Genomic DNA, 18,776 nt, shown 5'->3' with positions numbered 1-18,776 from the left:
GCGGGGCTCTACCTTCTGGCAGGGATCACCTCCCCTCTCTGGGCCAGCCCTGCCGTGGTGCTGGGAGGCGCCTTCTCGTGGCCCATGATGGTTGTCGTGTTCATCCTGATGATGCTCGCCGCCGCCCTGCCCGGCGCGCTCTCGGCCCGCTCCGAACCAGAGGCAGACGCCCCCCAAGCCTCCCGCCGCCCCGCCCCGCGCATCGACCGGCATGACATCTCCGGCTACGTCCTCGCCAGCTTCGCGGGGCTTATGATCTTCGGCCTCGCCGTCACCTACCAAACCGAACGACAGCGCCAAACCCTGGCCGACAAGCTCTGCGCCGCCGCCGATAATCGCATCAGCGAGACATGGAAAGCGCGTGGCGACAAGGCCCTCAGCTTCACCGAAGCCATCCTCAAGCGCGACCTGCACGGCAAAATCCCCTGTCTCGAAGGCCCCGCCGAGTAGCGCCAACGCCCGGAAAACAGACGACAAATCAGTAATTGTTCCCACTTGGGACACAATCCCGCCCCTTCTGCCAAACTGTCCGCACATAACTGCATTAACGAATGGTTAATCCTCCGCTAATCTGAAAAGGCTGGAAAAATTATGAATGCGGCCACTGCCTTACAGGCCGCCAGTTGGGTAATGGGGGTTACTTCAATGACAACGCACACCGAAACTCTGCTTGATCGCTGGTCTCAAGCTCTCCGCGCACTGTCGCTCACCGCCATGGCCGCACTCGCCCTAGGGTTGACCCTGGCCACCCTGGCCGCCGCTACCGGGCTTCTGCCCTGGCTCAGCGCCAGCCTCACCTTCGGCCAAACCACCCTGCCCGACGCGGGGGTGTATATCCAGATCGGCCTCACGCTCCTTTCGCTGTCGCTGCTCGCCTTCCTGCCCGCCAACCGCCACATCCTGTCGCTGCAAAAGAGCCACCGCGAGTTTCATCTCTCGATGGAGGATATCGCCCGCGCCTATGCCACCTGCCACGCCGCTGACCGCGAAGGCACCTTCTCGATGAGTGCCGAGTTTGATGCGGTGCGCGAGCGCATGGCCTATATGCGCCGCCACCCCAATCTGCGCGGCCTTGAGCCGGGCGTGCTGGAAGTCGCCGCCCAGATGAGCCAGGTCTCCCGCGATCTCGCCGAGGTTTACTCGGATGAAAAGATGGAGCGCGCCCGGATGTTCCTGCGCCAGCGTCAGGAAGAGATTGATACCTTCTCCGATCGCCTCACCCTCGCCCAGAAAACCACCGACGAAATCAAGCGTTGGCAACAGCAGATCAACGTCGAGGAAAGCATCCAGGCCACCCAGCTCAATTCGCTGGAGCGTGACCTGCTGGAGCTTCTGCCAGACCTCGGCTTTGACGTCGAGGAAGAGGCCCTGCCCGCCCGCACCGATGAGCGCAAGGTCGTGCCCATGCCCCACAAGCCCGCCGCCACCCCCAAAAAGCCTGCAATGGCGAGCGCTTCTGTCCCCAAGCCCGCAAGTGACCAGAAGGCCGCAAACCCGGCTGAATAGGCCACAGCCCCTTTCGCTTTGGGCGGCATCCGCCTATGTGGGCTGCACCCGTCACCACCCCGGAGCGCCCCTTGCGCCTTGCCATCAAACTTGCAAATCTCTCGCTGCTCGTGCTGTTCCCGGTGGCATGGTTTGCCCCCCTCCTGCGCGCCGGGCTGCTGCCGCTCTTCGGCCTGAGCGAGATTTCGGTGATCTCCGGTCTGCAGGAACTCTGGAGCAAAGACGTGTTCCTCGCCCTGCTGGTCACCGGCTTCGCGCTCTTCGCACCCTACCTCAAAACCATCGGCCTCGCGCTCATCCACTTCGGGCTGATGCGCCGCAAGGTTCTGCCGGTGCTGCATGTGCTCGGCAAGCTGGCTATGGCCGATATCTTCCTGATCTCGCTCTATATCGTGGTGGCCAAGGGCATCGGCGTCGGCAAGATCGAGGTCGCCTGGGGCCTCTATCTCTTCTCCGCCTGCATCATCGCCTCCATCTGCCTCTCCTGGGCCACCGAGAAAAGCCGCAAAGCCGCCGCTGCCGCCTAGCTTCGCGGCAACCCCACCCTTGCCAGCGCCGCCTTGGTCTGCGCGTCTTCCACCGCCCCCTCGGGCAGCTCACCGGCAGAGCGCGGGCGCTTCCAATCGGTCGATAGCCGCTCACAGTGGTAAAACCGCACGCCATCCACCATCGCCCGCTTGTTGAACAGATATCCCGCAACCCCATGCACATCCCAATGAAAGCGCCCCAGGCCACGGCCCGGCACAACAGCCCATTTTTCCTTGGTGCCCCGCTCCGGGGTCCAGGCCAGATCATGGTCGCCATGGCGCGCGTAGCTGCCCTGCGGCACCGCCGCGCTGCGCCAAAAGGCCGGGGCGGTGGCAAAACCCAGCCGCGCGGTCTCGGCCGCCTCATGCAAGCCCGGTCGGCCCTCATCACTCACCGCGATCTCATCAATGTCGCACTGCAACACCGAGCGCGCTTCGCTCAAGGCCCCCTGCCGCGCAAGGTTCAGCAAACCGCCCTGCAAAAACTTCGCCAACCCCCTGGGAGGCCGGGTGCCAAGCGGCCCATAGCGGCACGGCACCGAAACAACCCGTGCCGCCTTCAACCCCGCCACCCCGCGCAAACGCTCCAATATCTCGCCCGGCTCATAAAGGGTGGAAAGGTTGTCATGCAGCAAAACCGCCTCGCTGCCCTGATGGCGCACATGATGCGCCACCCAATCCACGATCCAGTCCATCTCATTGTTCTTTGAGGTGGTCACAAGGCACCGCCGCCCGTTGAACCCCTCCCAGGGCCCCTGCACCGGACAACTCAAGCGCATGTCACCATGGCTGAACTCCAACCTGTCGCCGCGCACCTCCCCCTTGAGATAAAGCTCATCGTGGCGCCGATACCGCCGCAACCGGCCCATCCGCAAAGCCGCGCCCCCGGCCCTGAACACGCCCTCTTTCAGAACCCCGCGCAGGTTCACCAGCTTGGGGCAAACCAGCACAAGGCCGCCGGGGCGGCGCGCCGCGCCATAAACCAGCGTCCACCAGTCATAGCGCTCATCAAAGTTTGCAGGCTGCTTGCGCGCCGGGATAACAGGACGCCGCCGTATCCCCGCCGCCTGCGGCAAAACCATCGGGTCCAGATCCATCACTTCAAACATGTCGCCTCCTACCCCGCCGGCGCAAATTCTCCAAGCCCCTCCCTCTCAATGCTCCCCAAATATCCCCGCCGGAGGCACAACTCTCTTTGCCACGGCCCCTTCACAAGCGCCCCGCCCCGGTGCATGAAAGCGCCATGGCCAAAGCCCTCGCCTTCACCTGCACCGCCTGTGGCGCCTCCCATGGCAAATGGGCAGGCCAATGCGATGCCTGCGGCGCGTGGAACACCGTCATCGAAGAGGCCCCGCTCTCGTCCGGCCCCAAAGGCAAGGGGCTGGGCGCGCGCAAGGGCACAACCATCCCACTCTCCGATCTCGCCTCCCCCGAGGCCCCTCCGCCCCGCACCCTCTGCGGGCTGGATGAGTTTGACCGGGTGCTCGGCGGCGGGTTGGTGCCCGCCTCGGCGGTGCTCGTGGGCGGCGATCCGGGCATCGGAAAATCCACCCTGTTGCTGCAAGCCGCCGCGCGCTTTGCTCATGCCGGTCAAAAGGTCATCTACATCTCCGGTGAAGAAGCCTCGGCCCAGGTGCGAATGCGCGCCCGGCGGCTTGGCATGGCCGACGCTCCAGTAAAGCTGGCTACCGAAACCAGCCTGCGCGACATCCTCACCACGCTGGACGCCGAGCGCCCCGACCTTGTGGTGATCGATTCGATCCAGACCATGTGGAGCGACACCGTCGAAAGCGCCCCCGGCTCGGTCAGCCAGGTCCGGGCCGCCTGCCACGAGTTGACCCAATTCGCCAAGCGGCGCGGCACCTCGGTCATCCTCGTCGGCCATGTCACCAAGGAAGGGCAAATCGCCGGGCCCCGCGTGGTCGAGCATATGGTTGATACGGTGCTCTACTTCGAGGGCGAGCGCGGCCACCAGTTCCGCATCCTGCGCGCGGTGAAAAACCGCTTTGGCCCGGCGGATGAAATCGGCGTCTTCGAGATGACAGGCGCGGGCCTCTCCGAGGTCGCCAACCCCTCCGCGCTGTTCCTCTCCGACAATGCCGAGCCTGCCCCCGGCACCGCCGTTTTTGCCGGGATTGAGGGCACACGGCCCGTGCTGGTTGAGTTTCAGGCCCTCGTCGCCCCCGCCCCCGCAGGCCAGGCGCGCCGCTCGGTGGTGGGCTGGGATTCGGGGCGGCTGGCGATGATCCTCGCGGTGCTGGAAGCCCGCTGCGGCATCCCCTTTGCGGGGATGGACGTTTATCTCAACGTCGCGGGCGGCTTGCGGGTGTCCGAGCCCGCCGCCGATCTCGCCGTGGCCGCCGCTTTGCTTTCTGCCCGCGAAGACCACGCCTTGCCCGCTGGCATGGTGGTTTTTGGTGAAATAAGCCTCACCGGTGCCCTTCGACCCTCCTCTCAAACCGAAAACAGGTTGAAAGAGGCGCAAAAACTTGGTTTCACCTGCGCAACCCTCGCCGAGGGGTCCAAAGCGACCTCCGCCGGGGATATGGCTCTGCGCCGCATGAGCGATTTGACCGGTTTTGTCGGTGAAATGTTCGGCGCGGGCTGACCAAGGGACATTTGAGGCGAGGAACAGCCAATGGACGGCTTCACCATTTTCGACGCAGGCGTTGCCATCGTCATCGTGCTTTCGGCGATCCTCGCCTATTCGCGCGGCTTCGTGCGCGAAGTGCTGGCAATTGCCGGTTGGGTCGGCGCGGCCGTGCTGGCCTATATCTTCGCACCCCAGGCGGTGCCTCTGGTCAAGGAAATCCCCGTCGTCGCCGATTTCCTCGACAACTGCGAGCTTGCCACCGGCGCAGGCTTCGTCGTGGTTTTTGCCATCGGCCTCGTGCTCTTTGCGCTGTTCACGCCGCTGTTTGCCAGCCTCGTGCAACGCTCTGCGCTCAATGCGCTCGATCAGGGGCTCGGCTTCATTTTCGGCGCGGTCCGCGGCCTGCTGCTGGTGGCAATCGCACTGGTGCTCTACGATTTCATCGCAGGCTCCGAGTCGCTGGCCTTCGTGGATGAAAGCCAAACCTCCAAGCTGTTCGGCTCGGCCAAAACCCGGATCGACGGCGAAATCGCCGATCAGGACGGCGTGATGCAGTGGTTCTCCGACCGGATGGACAACCTCACCGAGCGCTCCTGCGGCCCGACCGAGGCCATCGTCCCCGCCGATCCCACCGCCCTGCCCGACCAGCCGGTTGACGCAACCAGCAACTGATCCGCGCCTTTTTCGCTTTATTTTCAGACAAAGCGAAAAATCCGTTCACTTTCCGGGGCGATCTCCATGACAAAGGGATGACAGCCCCTGCGTCAATCGCTAAACGAAGGCCAACGCCACACAGCGAAATCGGAGCTGCCCCTTGCCCGCCACCCAGCAAGGCCAAAAGGCCATGCCCCCCGCCAATCCTTTCGACGATGACAAACTCCGCGAGGAGTGCGGCGTTTTCGGCGCGATCGGGTTTGAAGACGCCGCCAACTTTGTCGCCCTGGGCCTGCACGCCCTGCAACATCGCGGGCAAGAGGCTGGCGGCATTGTCAGCCATGATATGGAGCACGGCTTCAACTCGGCCCGCCGCTTTGGCTATGTGCGCGACAACTTCACCAAAGCCCCGTTGATGCAAACCCTGCCGGGGCCGATCGCCATCGGCCATGTCCGCTACTCCACCGCCGGCTCCAAGGGCAACACGCAAATCCGCGATGTGCAGCCCTTCTTTGGCGAGTTCGCCATGGGCGGCGCGGCGATTGCCCACAACGGCAATATCACCAACGCCGCCGCCCTGCGCCGCGAGCTGGTTGAGCGCGGCTCGATTTTTCAAAGCTCGTCAGACAGCGAATGCATCATCCACCTGATGGCCCGTTCGCTCCAGCGCGATATCCCTGCCCGCATGGAAGATGCGCTGCGCCGGGTCGAGGGCGCGTTTTCCATCGTCGCCATGACCCGCACCAAACTGATCGGCGTGCGGGACCCGCTGGGCGTGCGCCCACTGGTGCTCGGCAAGCTCGGCGACGGCTGGGCGCTCAGCTCTGAAACCTGCGCGCTCGATATCATCGGCGCCGAATTTGTGCGTGAAATCGCGCCGGGCGAAATGGTCGTCATCACCAAGGACGGTGTCGAAAGCCGCCAACCCTTCCGCTCCAAGAAGAGCCGCTTCTGCATCTTCGAGCACGTCTACTTTTCGCGCCCCGACAGCATCCTTGGCGGGCGCTCGGTTTATGAAACCCGCGAGGCGATTGGCCGCGAACTGGCCAAGGAAGCCCCGGTCGAGGCCGATCTCGTTTGCCCGGTGCCCGATAGCGGCACCCCCGCCGCCATCGGCTTCAGCCTTGCCAGCGGCATCCCCTACGCCATGGGCATCATCCGCAACCAGTATATGGGCCGCACCTTCATCGAGCCCACCGAGCAGATCCGCAACATGGGCGTGCGCCTCAAGCTCAACGTCAATCGCGCGCTGATCAAGGGCAAGCGGGTGATCCTGGTGGATGATTCCGTGGTCCGTGGCACCACCTCGCGCAAGATCAAGGAAATGATCCTTGATGCGGGGGCCAAAGAAGTCCACTTCCGCATCGCCTCGCCCCCCACCGCCTGGCCCTGCTTTTACGGCGTCGATACGCCCGAACGCTCCAAGCTGCTCGCCGCCACCATGAGCGCGGATGAAATGTCCTCCTATCTCGGTGTCGACAGCCTCAAATTCATCTCGCTCGATGGCCTCTACCGCGCCGTCGGTGAGAGCAAAGGCCGCAACGCCGAGTGCCCGCAATATTGCGATGCCTGCTTCTCGGGCGAATACCCCGTCGAGCCATCCGACATGATCGAAAGCGGCTTCGAGATGAAGGCGGCCGAGTAACGCGCCGCCATCTCACCCCCAAGGCGCTACGCGCGCGCGCCTACTCCACCACCACCCGGCAGAGCACCGTGTTGCTTTGCTCAAGGTCCGGACCCCAGATGAAACTGGCGGCCTTGTCCCACTGGATCTGGTCATAGCCGCCCTTGGGCCGCACATTGCGCTCTGAGTAAACCTCCGCCTGCGGCCATGCGCGCGCATCAAACCCGGCCTCATCCCAGCCCTCCGGCTCTGGTGAAATCTCAAAGGCACAGGCCCCGACCCCGGCCACCGGCGCATGGCTGGCAGCACAGGATTTATCGAGCGGCGCGGTGTGGATCACCTTGCACTGCCATTCGGCATCACTCACCACAGCCACCCGGCCGTTCTCGCCCTTGATCTGCGCAATCACCCCACCATCGCCCAGCTGCTGGCGCGGCGTGCCGATATATTCCAACCCACTGTCGTTCTCGACAAAATCCTTGGCCACCAGCCCAATTACAAAGGGCCGCTCGGCCTCAAAGGTAAAGCGCTCGGCATTGAATGACCGCTCGGTGGTGATCGCCACACTGTCCTCTGCCACCTGAACCCCGTTGATGCGCATCTCAAACCAGTTATCCGCCCAAACCTCGCCCATGAATCTCTCGGCAAGCAGGCAGCCCGGCATGGCCGAAATCGTCACAGCGGTGGCAAGGCGGATCATCAGTGCATCCCTTCTTTACGTCCTTCGATAATACGCCCGAACAGGCGCTCTCCGTCGGCTTTTATGCGATTCTTCGCCGAATGTCCCCTTCCCCCGCCTTCGAACCCACTCCATGACGCTCTTCGCAGGAACGTGATGTGCGTTCCGCCCCTACCGCTTTAGGCTCACTCCACGTCCAACGCGACCACCCAAGGGAGACTGCCATGACCAAGCCACAAAGCCGCATGACCGCCGCCGATTTCCACCCGAAGCTGCTCGAAATGTATGATGGTTACGTCCACGGCAAGATGACGAAGCGCGATTTCCTCAAAGGTGCCGGCAAATACGTGGCAGCCGGCGTTACCGCTGCTGCCGTCCTTGAAAGCCTCCAGCCCAATTACGCGCTCGCCCAGCAGGTCGCCCCCGATGATCCCGAGATCGAAACCGAGATCGTCGAGTATGAAAGCCCCAATGGCCACGGCACGATCAAAGGCCTAATGGCCAAGCCCGCCGGTGCCACCGGCAAGCTGCCCGCCGTGCTGGTGATCCACGAAAATCGCGGGCTGAACCCCTATATCGAGGATGTCGTACGCCGCACCGCCAAGGCCGGTTACCTCGCCCTAGGCCCCGATGGCCTCACCCCGCTCGGCGGCTATCCCGGCAATGATGATGAGGGCCGCGCCATGCAAAAGGAGCTTGATGGCGCCAAGCTGATGAATGACTTTTTCGCCGGGTTCGAGCACCTGATGAGCCATGAAGGCTCCACCGGCAAGGTTGGCGCGGTGGGCTTTTGCTACGGCGGCGGCGTGTGCAACGCGCTGGCTGTGGCCTACCCCGAAATGGCCGCCTCGGTCCCCTTCTATGGCCGCCAGCCCGATCCCGCCGATGTCCCCAAAATCCAGGCCCCGCTGCTGCTCCACTACGGCGCACTTGACGAGCGCGTCAACGCAGGCTGGCCCGCCTATGAAGCGGCGTTAAAGGAACACGGCAAAACCTACGAGGCTTACATCTACGAAGGCGCCAACCACGGCTTCCACAACGATACCACGCCCCGCTATGACGAAGACGCCGCCAAACTGGCCTGGGATCGCACCACCGCCTGGTTTGACAAATATCTCACCTGAAGCGAACGGCTCTCGACCGGAATCACGCCGAAGGCACCGGTCGAGCGCCACCCACGGGCAAGCGTTCCACCGTCTCGCGGCGGCGCGATAGGACGCCCCAGTCAAGCCCCACCGTGCGCCGCGTTAACCCGTCTTCGGCATGTCAAATGACATGCGCATGGGTTGTGCATCGCTTGTGCATGGGGTGTGGCCCCATGCTTTTTCGCGGTTAACGCCGCCGCGCCCTACCGCCCCGAAAAAAGCGTGCCAAAGATCCCCCGCACCAGCGCCTTGCCGCTGCGGGTGCCAAGCTGGCGGGCGAAACTCTTTGCAAAAACCTCGCCAACCGAGTCTGACCGGCTGGAGCGTTTGCGCGCAGGCTTGGCCGTTGAGCGCCCCACACGACTGCCCGAATAGCGCCGCCCGGCGCGGTATTCCCGCTCCGCCATCCCGGCATCTTCTTCCGCCTTTTCAGCCTCTTCCGCCGCTTTCGCTGCCGTTTCAGCGCGTTTGGCAAGCATCTCGTAAGCGCTGTCGCGATCCAGAGTCTGATCATACTTCCCAGCCACCGGAGAAGCCGCCATAACGCCGCGCCGATCCGCCACCGCAAGCGGGCCAAGCTGCGAGGATGGCGGGCGAATGAGCGTACGCTCCACCACCCCCGGCATCCCCTTTTTCACCAGGAATGACGTCACCGCCTCGCCCACCCCAACCTCACGGATCGCCTGCTCCGTCGAGAAGCGCGGATTGTCCCGATACGTCTCCGCCGCCTGCCGCAATTCACGCCGGTCCCTGGCCGTGAAAGCGCGCAGCGCGTGCTGCACCCGGTTGCCCAATTGGCCCAGGATATCATCAGGCACATCCCCCGGATTTTGCGTGCAAAAGTAAACCCCTACGCCCTTCGAGCGGATCAGCCGCGCCACCTGCTCCACCTTGTCGATCAGCGCCTTGGGGGCATCGTCAAACAGCAGGTGCGCCTCGTCAAAAAAGAACACCAGCCTGGGCTTTTCCGGGTCCCCCACCTCGGGCAGGGTTTCAAACAATTCCGACAGCATCCACAGCAGGAAGGTGGCATAAAGCCGGGGCGAGCCCATCAACTTGTCTGCCGCCAAAATGTTGATCCTTCCGCGCCCCTCGGCATCGGTCAGGAACAGGTCCGAAAGCTCCAGCGCCGGTTCGCCAAAAAACTGCACAGCGCCCTGATTTTCCAGCACCAACCGCCGCCGCTGGATCGCCCCGATCGAGGCGGTGGACACATTGCCATAGCGCAAACTCAGCTCAGCGCGGTTTTCACCAACCCACACCAGAAGCGCCTGTAAGTCCTTGAGGTCCAGCAGTGGCAGCCCTTGTTCATCGGCCACCCGGAACGCGATGTTAAGGATTCCTTCCTGCGCTTCTGATAGTTCCATCAGGCGCGACAGCAAAAGCGGCCCCATCTCGGCCACCGTCGCGCGCACCGGGTGGCCCTGTTCGCCATAAAGGTCCCAAAACGTGACGGGAAAGCCCTCATAACGATACCCCGCAAAGCCGATGGTTTTTGCGCGGTCCATGAAGGAGGCATGGGGTTTGGCGGTTTCCGAGCCTGCAACGGCCAGCCCCGAAAGGTCGCCCTTCACGTCGGACATGAAGACAGGGACGCCATTGGCCGAAAAGCTCTCGGCCAGAATCTGCAAGGTCACCGTCTTGCCGGTGCCCGTTGCGCCCGCGATCAGCCCGTGGCGATTGGCGTATTTCAGCAAAAGCTCCTGTGGCTCGCCATAATTTTCCCCGCCGCCGCCTGCAAAAATGCTGTCACTCATCGACTTCTCCAAAATCCGTTCGCGCCCAACATAAAGTATTAACCTTCATCTGCCAGTCTTCATCTTGTTCGGGCCTTGGCCTTCTTGGCCCGGATTGACTTCCTCCCTGTCAGACTGGCCGCGTCACACCTGTGACGCGGCTTTTTTTTAGCATGTTCAATTTCTTGCAGGCTTTTCTTTTAGTTGTTGACGGTCGCATTTTCTTCGCCTAGCGTTCGCTCATCAAGTCGGCCAGTCCGACAGGGAGAACCAAAATTCGCACTGGCAAAGCCAGCGCAGAGGGCGCAAATGACCCTCGACTAAGGGCCTTTCGGGGCCCTTATTTAATTGCCACATCGCCCCCTTGCCTCACGCGCCGCACGGCCACGTTCACAGCCCCGTCAGACAGGCAAGATTTCTCCCTGACATCCCCCAAAACCCATGTTAAACGGCCTGACGAGTTCAAAAGGCCATAAAAAGGTTGCTGAGGACATGCAGACTCTTACGAAAGCCCTTCCCCTGACGTTGCTTCTGGCAGCGGCTCCGCTTTGGGCACAAGATACCGAAACACCCGCCGAAGAGGCTCCGGTCGCTGAGGCCCCCGCCGCCGAAGACGCCACCGAAAGCGAGGCGCCAAGCCCCGAGGCCGGCCTTAACATGGGCACGCCCGACGGCGAAAACGAAGCCGGCACCAACGGCGAAACCTATGTATTCAGCTCGCACGGCGATTGGGAGTTGCGCTGCATTCGCACCGGCACCGACCAGCCCGAACCTTGCCAGCTTTATCAGCTGGTGAAGGACCAGAACGGCAATTCTGTAGCTGAATTCAATATGTTCGCCTTGCCTCCGGGAGCACAGGCCGCAGCGGGCGCAAACATCGTGACCCCGCTCGAAACCCTGCTCACCGAGCAGATTTCGATCTCGGTCGATGGGGCCCAGGGCAAGCGCTATCCCTTCACCTTCTGCACCCAGATCGGCTGTATCAGCCGGGTTGGTTTCACCCAGGCCGATATCACCGGCTTCAAGGGCGGCAATTCCGCAACGATCACCATTGTGCCCGCAGGCGCACCGGATCAAAAGGTGCCGCTGTCGCTGTCGCTGACCGGCTTCACCGCGGGTTATGACGCGCTCGTCGCCAAGAACTCCGGGGCTGCGGCAAACTGATCGCACCGGCGAAAGCCCGCTGAACGCAAACAAGACGCCGCTCCCTTGGGGGCGGCGTTTTTGCTTTGCCGCGCGGGTTTTCAGGCGGTGCGGATCATCTCGACAACAGCCGCCAGATCAGGCGTAAGCGCGGCCCAGCGAAAGGCAAAGATCAGCCCAGCCCGCCAGGCGGGGCGTCAAGCCTTGCGCAACGCCAGCACCGCGTTCAGCCCGCCAAAGGCGAATGCATTGGACAGCACCGCATCAACCTTGGCCTCGCGCGCCTCATTGGGCACCACGTCCAGCGTGCATTCCGGGTCCGGCTCTTCATAACCGATGGTGGGGGCGATGATGCCGTCGCGCAGCGCCATGATGCAGGCCAGCAGCTCAACCGCGCCAGTGCCGCCGATCAGGTGGCCGTGCATGGATTTGGTTGAAGAGATCATCAGCTTGTCGGCGTGCGGGCCAAACACATCGGCTACCACCGCGCATTCGGTCTTGTCATTGGCCGAGGTGCCGGTGCCATGGGCGTTGATGTAGCCCACATCCTGCGCCGCCATCGCCGCATCGCGCAGCGCCCCGCGCACCGCCCGAGCGGCCCCCTGTTTGGAGGGCACCACAATGTCAGATGCATCGGAGGTCATGGCAAACCCCGCCACCTCGGCGATGATGTCGGCCCCTCTGGCGCGGGCGTGCTCCAGTTCTTCAAACACGAACACCGCCGCGCCCTCACCCTGCACCATCCCGTTGCGGTTGGCCGAGAACGGGCGGCAGGCGTCTTTCGACATCACCCGCAGCCCTTCCCAGGCCTTGATCCCGCCGAACGACAGCATCGCCTCGGCTCCGCCCGTCACCATGGCGCGGCTCTGGCCGGAGCGCACCATCATGAAGGCCTGGCCCATCGCATGGTTGGAGCTTGCACAGGCCGTCGACACCGAATAGCTCGCGCCCTTCAGGTTATATTCCATCGACACATGCGAGGCGGCGGCGTTGTTCATCAGCTTGGGGACAACGAAGGGATGAACCCGGTTCTTCCCCTCTTCATAGACCGTGCGGTAATTCTCGTCCCAGGTGTTCACCCCGCCGCCAGCGGTGCCAAAGATCGCGCCCGCCTCATCGGCCAACAACCCATGAAACTCCAGCCCGGATTGTGAGATCGCCTCCTTGGCGGCAAGCATGGTGAACTGGGTGAATCGATCATAAAGCGCGATTTGCTGACGGTTGAAATGTGCTTCCGGTTCGAAGCCGCGCACCTGCCCGCCGATCTTGATCGACAGGCGGTCGACATCACGAATGTTGATCGGGGCTATGCCGCAACGGCCCTCGGCAAGCGCCGCCATCGTGTCGGGCACGTTTTTTCCGAGGGCATTGATCGTGCCCATCCCGGTGATCACAACGCGCTTCATTGCATGGCCTTTTTCAGCGGGGCCGTCAGGCCGCCTGCTCCCGGACAAGCCCTTGAACCGCCTTCACAATGGCAGCCACTGAGGAGATATCAAAATCGCTTTCCGAGGGTTCATTTGCGTTAAAGGGGACCTGGATATCAAAGGCCTCTTCGATGGCAAAGATGCTCTCGACCAGACCAAGGCTATCAATCCCAAGGTCCTCAAGAGTGCTGTCCATCTTCACATCGGATTTTTCGAGAACCGCCTGCTCGGCGATGATCTCGATCACCTTCTCTTTCACTGCGTCCGACATACCGCCCACCTGTCTGTTACGCCCACCGCAGATTTAGGGACTCACGGCTCATTTGGAAAGATGCTTTCTGAGGTCGGCCACCTGCGCGGCAAGCCGTGGCAGCCGCCGCAGCCCTTTATAGGCCTCGATAGAGGCTTTCATCTCCATTGCCGGATTGCCCAGCATAACGCGGCCCTTGGGCTGGTTCGTGCGCAAAAGCGTGCCCGCCCCGGCGATCACATCATCGCCAATCTCCAGGTGGTCGGTCACGCCAACCTGCCCACCAAGCACCACCCGATCGCCCAAACGGGTGGAGCCGGCAATGCCAACCTGCCCGCAGAGTAGGCAATCGCGGCCCACACGCACGTTGTGGCCCACCTGCACGAGGTTGTCGATCTTGGTGCCCGAGCCGATCTCGGTGGCGTGGATCGTGCCCCTATCAATGCAGGCATTGGCGCCAATCTCAACGCTGTCACCAATCACCACACCGCCAAGGCTGTGGATGCGCGCGTAGGCCTGCTGCGCCTTGCCGTCCCGGTCCCCCAGCGAGGCGCGCACCGCCTCTACGGCGCCCGGCTCAGGGGTCACGAAGGAAAAGCCATCCCCCCCCACCACAGCGCCGGGCTGGGCAATGAAGCCATCGCCAATGGTAACGCTATGGGCAATGCGCACGCCTTCGTGCAGCAGGCAATCTGCCCCGATCCGGGTGTTGCGCCCAATGCTGACGTGGGCAGCGATCTGGGCGTTGGGCCCAATGACAGCCCCGTCGCGGATTTCAACGAAGGGGCCAATCGCGGCCCCTGCCCCCAGCTCCACCCCTTCGGCAATCACCGCCGACGGGTGCACGCCGGGCGCAATTTGCGCGCCCTCGTCCAGCATCGCCGTGAGGCCCGCCATGGCATAGCGCGGACGCGGCACAAAGATCGCCGCCACCAGCCCCATGCCTTGCCAATCCGCCCCCTCCCAAAGCATCGCGGCCTTCGCGGCCCCCTGCTCCAGCCCGGCGGCAAACTTGGGGTCCATCGCCAGCGCCAACGCATCGGCTTGGGCGCGGGCCGGTTCGGCGGCACAGCTTACACCAAAAGCACCATCGCCCTCGTAACGGGTTGCGAGGGCGGCGGCGATATCTTCGATCCGGTGGATGACCGGCATAGGCTGTGCTCCGGCTTGCGGTTTAGCTGGCAGACCCGCGCAACCGGGTGCCAGCCTTGGCCAGCGCCGCCCAGATACGCCCGTCACGGCCATACACATCTTCGCGGTAATTCATCCGGCCCTTAGGCTGGGTAAACGCCGTGCGGTAGATCAGGTGAACCGGGATCTGGGTTTCCAGCGGCACCACGTTTTCCGAGCCGGTTTTCAGCCGCGCCTGAAACAGCCCCTGCGGATCGCGGGTTTGCTTGGCGAGCAGCGCATAGGCAAAATCAAACGGTTGTTGCAGGCGAATACAGCCATGCGAGAAGGCACGCGCCTCGCGGGCGAACAGGTTCTTTGACGGGGTGTCATGCAGGTAGATGTTGTATTTATTGGGGAACATGAACTTCACTAGGCCAAGCGCATTGCGGCGCGATGGCGGCTGCTTGATCGCATAGGGAAAGTTGCGCTCGTTGTAAGCGTTGAAGTTCACGCTGCTCCGGCTCACCTTGCGCCCCCGGTTATCGTAAAGCTGAAGGTGGCCCGCCGCGCCCGGATTGCGCTTGAACAGCGGCAGGTATTCCTTGGTCGCGATGGAGCGCGGCACATTCCAGGTGGGGTTGATCACCATATGCTCCATCACGTCCGAAAACTCGGGCGTGCGACGGTCAGACTGGTTGGACCCCACCACAGTGCGGGTCTCGAAGGTGACCTTGCCGTTGTCGATGATCTGGGCCTTGTAGCTCGGGATGTTGACCAGCACATGGCGCTTGCCGCGCGGTTTGTTGAGCCAGCGCTCACGCTCCATGGCCACCATGACAGATTGCAACCGTTGCACGGCGCTCTTGTTGATCGCGGCCATGGTCGAAGGGCCAGCCGTGCCATCGGGGTTCAGCCCATGGTCAATCTGGAAAAGCTGCACCGCTTTTTGCATGTTGGCATCGTAGCTCTGGCCGCTTTTGCGGCGCATATAGCCCATGGCGATCAACCGGTTGCGCAGCTGCACAACCGCGCCACCCGATTGGCCGGGCTTCAACGCCTTGGCCTGAACCGGCTGGCCCCAGCCACCACGGCCCACCGTTTTTTCAAGCTGCAACTTCGCCTTCATCAGCCGGGTATATTCCGGCGTGCGCGGCGCAAGGCTTTTCATGAACTTCGAGGGCGAGGTTTTTGCATAGGCATTGAGCAGCGCCACCGGGTCACGGCGCGGGATCGAGCGCACGATGCCACTGTCAATCTTGCGCGGCTCCAGCGCACCGGTTTGCAGATCACGGGCGAAGCGCACAAACATCTGCGCCGCCATCACCTCAACCTGCCCCCGCTCGCGCGGCGACTTGGCTGCGCGGAAGGCGTCCTTGAGCTTTTTGGCGGGGTAACGGGCTGTCGGCAGGCCATGATCGTCGGCTGTGCCGAGCGCCTTGAGCAGGGCCGAACGGCGGCTGCCGTCTTTGCGGCCGGTAAAAATGGGGGCGTAATCACGGGAGCGATAAAAGGTTGCCACGGCGCGGTCACGGGCGGCAGTTTCGGCCACGGCCTGCTTGAAAGCGGCACTCTGGGCACGGGCCCCTTGAGGCATTGCCAAAACGGCGGCGCTCAGGGCCAAAATGAATACGGTGATTATGGCGCGCAGCGGGCGCTGCGTGTGAATAAATGTCATGTTGTCCTCGGGACTACTGTTCGAACTGTCACGTTAACTGGCCGCAGGAATCGCAGAAGGCAGGCCAGTTGTCGATTCACATTTAAGGCAAGTCACTCGCGCCTCTCGGCCGCCCCAGTGATGGAAAATGGAGAAATTGATGAGAATCAGGTAATTATGGCCAAATTCTGGCTGGCAGACCTGTTGCAACAAGGTCTCGCCCAAGCCTTGCCGCACCTCTGCCAAAAGCAACGGGATTTTAAGCAATTTCCCGCCTATTGGTCGAGGAAACGGTGGCGCGACAGAATTGCATCTTGGCCGGAGAATCGCTTTGTGGCATAGAAACAGGACATCTGGGGATGAGAAGATGAACAGGCCAGCCTCAACGGCGGCCAGGGGCACGAGGACAGGCATGACCAGAGCAGTTGGTTCCACGAAGATTTCGCGGCGCGGGCTTTTGGGCGCTTTTGCAGCGACCGCAGTAGTCGCAGCGCCCACCTACTCCAAGGCAGCAGGCTTCCTGCGCGGCGCAGGTGATATTCGCCAGATCCGCATGCACAATGGCCGAACCGGCGAAAAGCTCGATGCGATCTACTGGATCGAAGGCAGCTACATCAAGGACGTTGAAAAAGAGATAAACTATTTCATGCGTGACTGGCGCCGGGATGAAGTGCGCGGCATGGACCTGCGCACGATTGATATCATGGCCGCCGCGCATAACCTGCTCGATATCTCCGAGCCTTACCTGCTCCTCTCCGGCTACCGCAGCCCGGCCACCAATGCGATGCTGCGCGCGCGCTCCTCTGGTGTCGCCAAGAACTCGCTGCACATGAAAGGCCAAGCCGCCGATCTGCGCATCGGCTCGCGCTCGGTCGCTCAGGTCGCCAAGGCCGCTGCCGCCTGCAAGGCCGGTGGCGTGGGCCGCTACTCCGGCTCCAACTTCGTGCATATGGATTGCGGCGTCGTGCGCCAGTGGGGTCGCTGAAGCACCGCCGATACACACGCCACCACTCATGATTAATCGCCCGGAACGCTCCGGGCGTTTCTCGTTTCGGGGTCACCCAATCAGCTTACTTTAGTTGTGGATGCGCTTCATCAGCGCCTCAACAGGTTCGATCTCCAGCAGGCTATGCATGATCCGCGTCCAGCCTTCGGGGTGGTATTGATCGGCCCTCACATAGCGGGCAAAAGCCGGCAGTTCAGCCCGCAGGATACCTCCGCCAAGTTCCTCAATCTCATGACTCTCCCCCTCTTCAACCCACAGCACCAAATGCGCCGGGTTGCGCCGATGAAGCTGCGCCGCCAGGGAGGTCACCTGCCCCCGTTCCAGCGGCTTGTTGCGTTTCACGATGAAAAGGCCGGGCTTGCGAAGCAACGTTCGGAACCTCGCTTCAAGGTGGCGCCATTTTTGCAGCTCGGCGGCGTAGACCTCAGCAAATTGCGCAGGGTCTTGCAGGATTTGCAGCGCCCCCTCTTCATCACGCTCAACCAGCTTGGAATGAAACCTGAACCCAAACCGCGCGTCTTCCACCATCCCCGGCGAACACGCTGTCAGATTATCGACATTGAAGAGTGGTGCGGGTTTTTCCAGATATGCCAGCAGGCTGTCAATCGGGGTGACCGCCCAGCGAAAAAGGCTGGAAGGCTCATAGCCGCGGTGCCGTTGCCAAAATCCATATTCGCAATTGTCGCCCAGGCTTTCGCAGACCCGCATCAACGTTTCCACGCGGGGGCTCACATCCTGCTTCACGTCCTTCACCGGCACCTCGGCAGCGGCCTGAGCCTCGGCCATGTGCAACCACTTGGTGCCCGGTTGCGGAATCTTCTCGGCAAAACGCTCAACCAGCGGCAAGATCGAACCGGCAATCTGCTTTTTCATCGCCGCATTGGGGCGGGGCGCGCGGTCGCCAGAACCGCCATGCACGGTTTCGACGGTCTCGCGCGCAATATCCTGGTTAATGTCAAAGCCAAAGTGCCCGGCCACAGCGTTCAGGAAGGCCAAGGGATCGTCCTGCAAGTCATCGTAGAGGAAGGCCCGGAAACGCTCGCCAAAAACCTGTGACCATTTCTCGATATTGCTCGCGTAATCGCTCCGCCGCCGCTGGTGGCCGGTCTCTAAAAACGCTTGCACCGTGGAAGCGGCCGCCGGGCCTCGGAACAGGCCGTGCAGGTGGTAATGCAGGTTCATCTGCGATGCCATGCGCCCCACCGGCTCGCGCAAGAAATACCCCACCTTGCTGCCCGCAGGCAGGCAAGCGGCAACCTTGCTAATCGTTCCGGGCGGCAAAATGGAATAGATCGGCGAGATATCCATCGACGGGCGGCCCTGGGCCTGCATCAGATCCAGATACTCAGCGCCATCGCGCGGGCTGCGCCCGTCAATCAGGCTCCAGCGGTCCAACCATGCAGACTGCTCTGCCGCATCTGGCAGCGCCAACGCCTCTTCGCGCAGCGGCCCGCACATCTGCACCACACGCTCCTGCGGCGGCCCACCGTTCCAATACCGCACCTCCTTGGCGATGGGCGTAAAAACACCGGGCTGGTGCTTGAGATTATTGAACAGCCAAGTCGTGCCGGAACGCGGCGCACCGATCAACAGATGAATGGGGGACCTCGCCACCGGCGCCTCCTGCTTGCCGCTTTGATCCTGCAACAATAGGGAAATCACCCTTTCAGACAAGAGGCCCTACACGCCAGCCAAGGCGCGGGCTTCGGCAACCGGACC

General features: G+C 62.5%; 18 protein-coding genes. 10 read left to right on the top strand and 8 right to left on the bottom strand.

All coding sequences use genetic code 11. The features are described from left to right. Positions 1-84: 84 nt before the first annotated feature. The 3 genes from P1U55_RS05625 to P1U55_RS05615 all read left to right on the top strand — a co-directional run bounded on the left by P1U55_RS05625 (position 85) and on the right by P1U55_RS05615 (position 2,033). Positions 85-450 (top strand): hypothetical protein, encoded by a 366-nt coding sequence (locus P1U55_RS05625; RefSeq protein ID WP_301046546.1) that lies wholly within the window; start codon positions 85-87, stop codon positions 448-450. Positions 451-645: 195 nt separating this feature from the next. Then, complete coding sequence (locus tag P1U55_RS05620) at positions 646-1,506, top strand: DNA repair protein (protein WP_301046545.1); 861 nt, start codon at positions 646-648, stop codon at positions 1,504-1,506. Positions 1,507-1,541: 35 nt separating this feature from the next. After that, complete coding sequence (locus P1U55_RS05615; RefSeq protein WP_301046544.1) at positions 1,542-2,033, top strand: paraquat-inducible protein A; 492 nt, start codon at positions 1,542-1,544, stop codon at positions 2,031-2,033. On the opposite strand, the gene P1U55_RS05610 is transcribed toward P1U55_RS05615, so the two are convergent. Then, the gene (locus tag P1U55_RS05610) at positions 2,030-3,142 is read right to left on the bottom strand and encodes a hypothetical protein (RefSeq protein ID WP_301046543.1); all 1,113 of its coding nucleotides are present in this window, start codon (positions 3,140-3,142) and stop codon (positions 2,030-2,032) included. The genes P1U55_RS05615 and P1U55_RS05610 overlap by 4 nt on opposite strands. Positions 3,143-3,276: 134 nt before the next feature. On the opposite strand from P1U55_RS05610, the gene radA reads away from it, so the two are divergent. From radA to purF, 3 genes are all read left to right on the top strand, one after another. After that, positions 3,277-4,641, top strand: a complete 1,365-nt coding sequence (radA, locus tag P1U55_RS05605) for a DNA repair protein RadA (protein ID WP_301046542.1) — start codon at positions 3,277-3,279, stop codon at positions 4,639-4,641. Between the two features lie 30 nt (positions 4,642-4,671). Next, positions 4,672-5,298, top strand: coding sequence for a CvpA family protein (locus P1U55_RS05600; protein ID WP_301046541.1), 627 nt, complete (start codon positions 4,672-4,674; stop codon positions 5,296-5,298). Positions 5,299-5,470: 172 nt separating this feature from the next. Then, on the top strand, positions 5,471-6,925 hold the full coding sequence (gene purF, locus P1U55_RS05595; RefSeq protein WP_301046540.1) for an amidophosphoribosyltransferase: 1,455 nt from the start codon (positions 5,471-5,473) through the stop codon (positions 6,923-6,925). A gap of 40 nt (positions 6,926-6,965) precedes the next feature. On the opposite strand, the gene P1U55_RS05590 is transcribed toward purF, so the two are convergent. Then, on the bottom strand, positions 6,966-7,604 hold the full coding sequence (locus P1U55_RS05590) for a PEBP family protein (protein ID WP_301046539.1): 639 nt from the start codon (positions 7,602-7,604) through the stop codon (positions 6,966-6,968). A gap of 203 nt (positions 7,605-7,807) precedes the next feature. Between P1U55_RS05590 and yghX the strand changes: the two genes are divergently transcribed. Beyond that, positions 7,808-8,707: a YghX family hydrolase gene (gene yghX / locus P1U55_RS05585; RefSeq protein WP_301046538.1), complete on the top strand. Its 900-nt coding sequence runs from the start codon at positions 7,808-7,810 to the stop codon at positions 8,705-8,707. A gap of 224 nt (positions 8,708-8,931) precedes the next feature. On the opposite strand, the gene P1U55_RS05580 is transcribed toward yghX, so the two are convergent. Next, positions 8,932-10,485 carry a helicase HerA-like domain-containing protein gene (locus tag P1U55_RS05580; protein WP_301046537.1) on the bottom strand — a complete coding sequence of 518 codons (1,554 nt, stop codon included), beginning with the start codon at positions 10,483-10,485 and terminating at the stop codon, positions 8,932-8,934. Between the two features lie 471 nt (positions 10,486-10,956). On the opposite strand from P1U55_RS05580, the gene P1U55_RS05575 reads away from it, so the two are divergent. After that, complete coding sequence (locus P1U55_RS05575) at positions 10,957-11,628, top strand: invasion associated locus B family protein (protein WP_301046536.1); 672 nt, start codon at positions 10,957-10,959, stop codon at positions 11,626-11,628. A 176-nt stretch (positions 11,629-11,804) separates the two neighbouring features. Here the strand turns inward: P1U55_RS05575 and P1U55_RS05570 are convergent, their stop codons facing one another. From P1U55_RS05570 to P1U55_RS05555, 4 genes are read right to left on the bottom strand one after another with little or no spacing between them, the layout of a single operon-like run. Further along, on the bottom strand, positions 11,805-13,013 hold the full coding sequence (locus P1U55_RS05570; RefSeq protein WP_301046535.1) for a beta-ketoacyl synthase: 1,209 nt from the start codon (positions 13,011-13,013) through the stop codon (positions 11,805-11,807). A 25-nt stretch (positions 13,014-13,038) separates the two neighbouring features. Next, on the bottom strand, positions 13,039-13,305 hold the full coding sequence (locus P1U55_RS05565) for an acyl carrier protein (RefSeq protein WP_301046534.1): 267 nt from the start codon (positions 13,303-13,305) through the stop codon (positions 13,039-13,041). Positions 13,306-13,353: 48 nt separating this feature from the next. Beyond that, positions 13,354-14,436 (bottom strand): UDP-3-O-(3-hydroxymyristoyl)glucosamine N-acyltransferase, encoded by a 1,083-nt coding sequence (gene lpxD, locus P1U55_RS05560; RefSeq protein ID WP_301046533.1) that lies wholly within the window; start codon positions 14,434-14,436, stop codon positions 13,354-13,356. 22 nt (positions 14,437-14,458) lie between these two features. Then, the gene (locus P1U55_RS05555) at positions 14,459-16,072 is read right to left on the bottom strand and encodes a L,D-transpeptidase family protein (protein WP_301046532.1); all 1,614 of its coding nucleotides are present in this window, start codon (positions 16,070-16,072) and stop codon (positions 14,459-14,461) included. A gap of 120 nt (positions 16,073-16,192) precedes the next feature. On the opposite strand from P1U55_RS05555, the gene P1U55_RS05550 reads away from it, so the two are divergent. After that, positions 16,193-16,393, top strand: a complete 201-nt coding sequence (locus P1U55_RS05550; RefSeq protein ID WP_301046531.1) for a hypothetical protein — start codon at positions 16,193-16,195, stop codon at positions 16,391-16,393. Positions 16,394-16,463: 70 nt separating this feature from the next. Beyond that, positions 16,464-17,036 carry a DUF882 domain-containing protein gene (locus P1U55_RS05545; RefSeq protein WP_301046530.1) on the top strand — a complete coding sequence of 191 codons (573 nt, stop codon included), beginning with the start codon at positions 16,464-16,466 and terminating at the stop codon, positions 17,034-17,036. Between the two features lie 90 nt (positions 17,037-17,126). Here P1U55_RS05545 and P1U55_RS05540 read toward each other — a convergent pair whose 3' ends face one another. Continuing rightward, on the bottom strand, positions 17,127-18,671 hold the full coding sequence (locus P1U55_RS05540) for a hypothetical protein (protein WP_301046529.1): 1,545 nt from the start codon (positions 18,669-18,671) through the stop codon (positions 17,127-17,129). Positions 18,672-18,776 lie beyond the last annotated feature (105 nt).

Source organism: Vannielia sp. (assembly GCF_029212645.1).
In the GTDB taxonomy this organism is placed as follows: domain Bacteria; phylum Pseudomonadota; class Alphaproteobacteria; order Rhodobacterales; family Rhodobacteraceae; genus Vannielia.
The sequence above is the reverse complement of the archived record's forward strand: the minus strand, read 5'-3'. Positions and strand labels throughout refer to the sequence as shown.

Bases quoted from the DNA above. Each gene is read 5' to 3' on its own strand.
- P1U55_RS05625 (WP_301046546.1), top strand. From the start codon at position 85: ATGATGGTTGTCGTGTTCATCCTGATGATGCTCGCCGCCGCCCTGCCC.
- P1U55_RS05620 (WP_301046545.1), top strand. From the start codon at position 646: ATGACAACGCACACCGAAACTCTGCTTGATCGCTGGTCTCAAGCTCTC.
- P1U55_RS05615 (WP_301046544.1), top strand. From the start codon at position 1,542: ATGTGGGCTGCACCCGTCACCACCCCGGAGCGCCCCTTGCGCCTTGCC.
- P1U55_RS05610 (WP_301046543.1), bottom strand. From the start codon at position 3,142: ATGTTTGAAGTGATGGATCTGGACCCGATGGTTTTGCCGCAGGCGGCG.
- radA (WP_301046542.1), top strand. From the start codon at position 3,277: ATGGCCAAAGCCCTCGCCTTCACCTGCACCGCCTGTGGCGCCTCCCAT.
- P1U55_RS05600 (WP_301046541.1), top strand. From the start codon at position 4,672: ATGGACGGCTTCACCATTTTCGACGCAGGCGTTGCCATCGTCATCGTG.
- purF (WP_301046540.1), top strand. From the start codon at position 5,471: ATGCCCCCCGCCAATCCTTTCGACGATGACAAACTCCGCGAGGAGTGC.
- P1U55_RS05590 (WP_301046539.1), bottom strand. From the start codon at position 7,604: ATGATCCGCCTTGCCACCGCTGTGACGATTTCGGCCATGCCGGGCTGC.
- yghX (WP_301046538.1), top strand. From the start codon at position 7,808: ATGACCAAGCCACAAAGCCGCATGACCGCCGCCGATTTCCACCCGAAG.
- P1U55_RS05580 (WP_301046537.1), bottom strand. From the start codon at position 10,485: ATGAGTGACAGCATTTTTGCAGGCGGCGGCGGGGAAAATTATGGCGAG.
- P1U55_RS05575 (WP_301046536.1), top strand. From the start codon at position 10,957: ATGCAGACTCTTACGAAAGCCCTTCCCCTGACGTTGCTTCTGGCAGCG.
- P1U55_RS05570 (WP_301046535.1), bottom strand. From the start codon at position 13,013: ATGAAGCGCGTTGTGATCACCGGGATGGGCACGATCAATGCCCTCGGA.
- P1U55_RS05565 (WP_301046534.1), bottom strand. From the start codon at position 13,305: ATGTCGGACGCAGTGAAAGAGAAGGTGATCGAGATCATCGCCGAGCAG.
- lpxD (WP_301046533.1), bottom strand. From the start codon at position 14,436: ATGCCGGTCATCCACCGGATCGAAGATATCGCCGCCGCCCTCGCAACC.
- P1U55_RS05555 (WP_301046532.1), bottom strand. From the start codon at position 16,072: ATGACATTTATTCACACGCAGCGCCCGCTGCGCGCCATAATCACCGTA.
- P1U55_RS05550 (WP_301046531.1), top strand. From the start codon at position 16,193: ATGGAAAATGGAGAAATTGATGAGAATCAGGTAATTATGGCCAAATTC.
- P1U55_RS05545 (WP_301046530.1), top strand. From the start codon at position 16,464: ATGACCAGAGCAGTTGGTTCCACGAAGATTTCGCGGCGCGGGCTTTTG.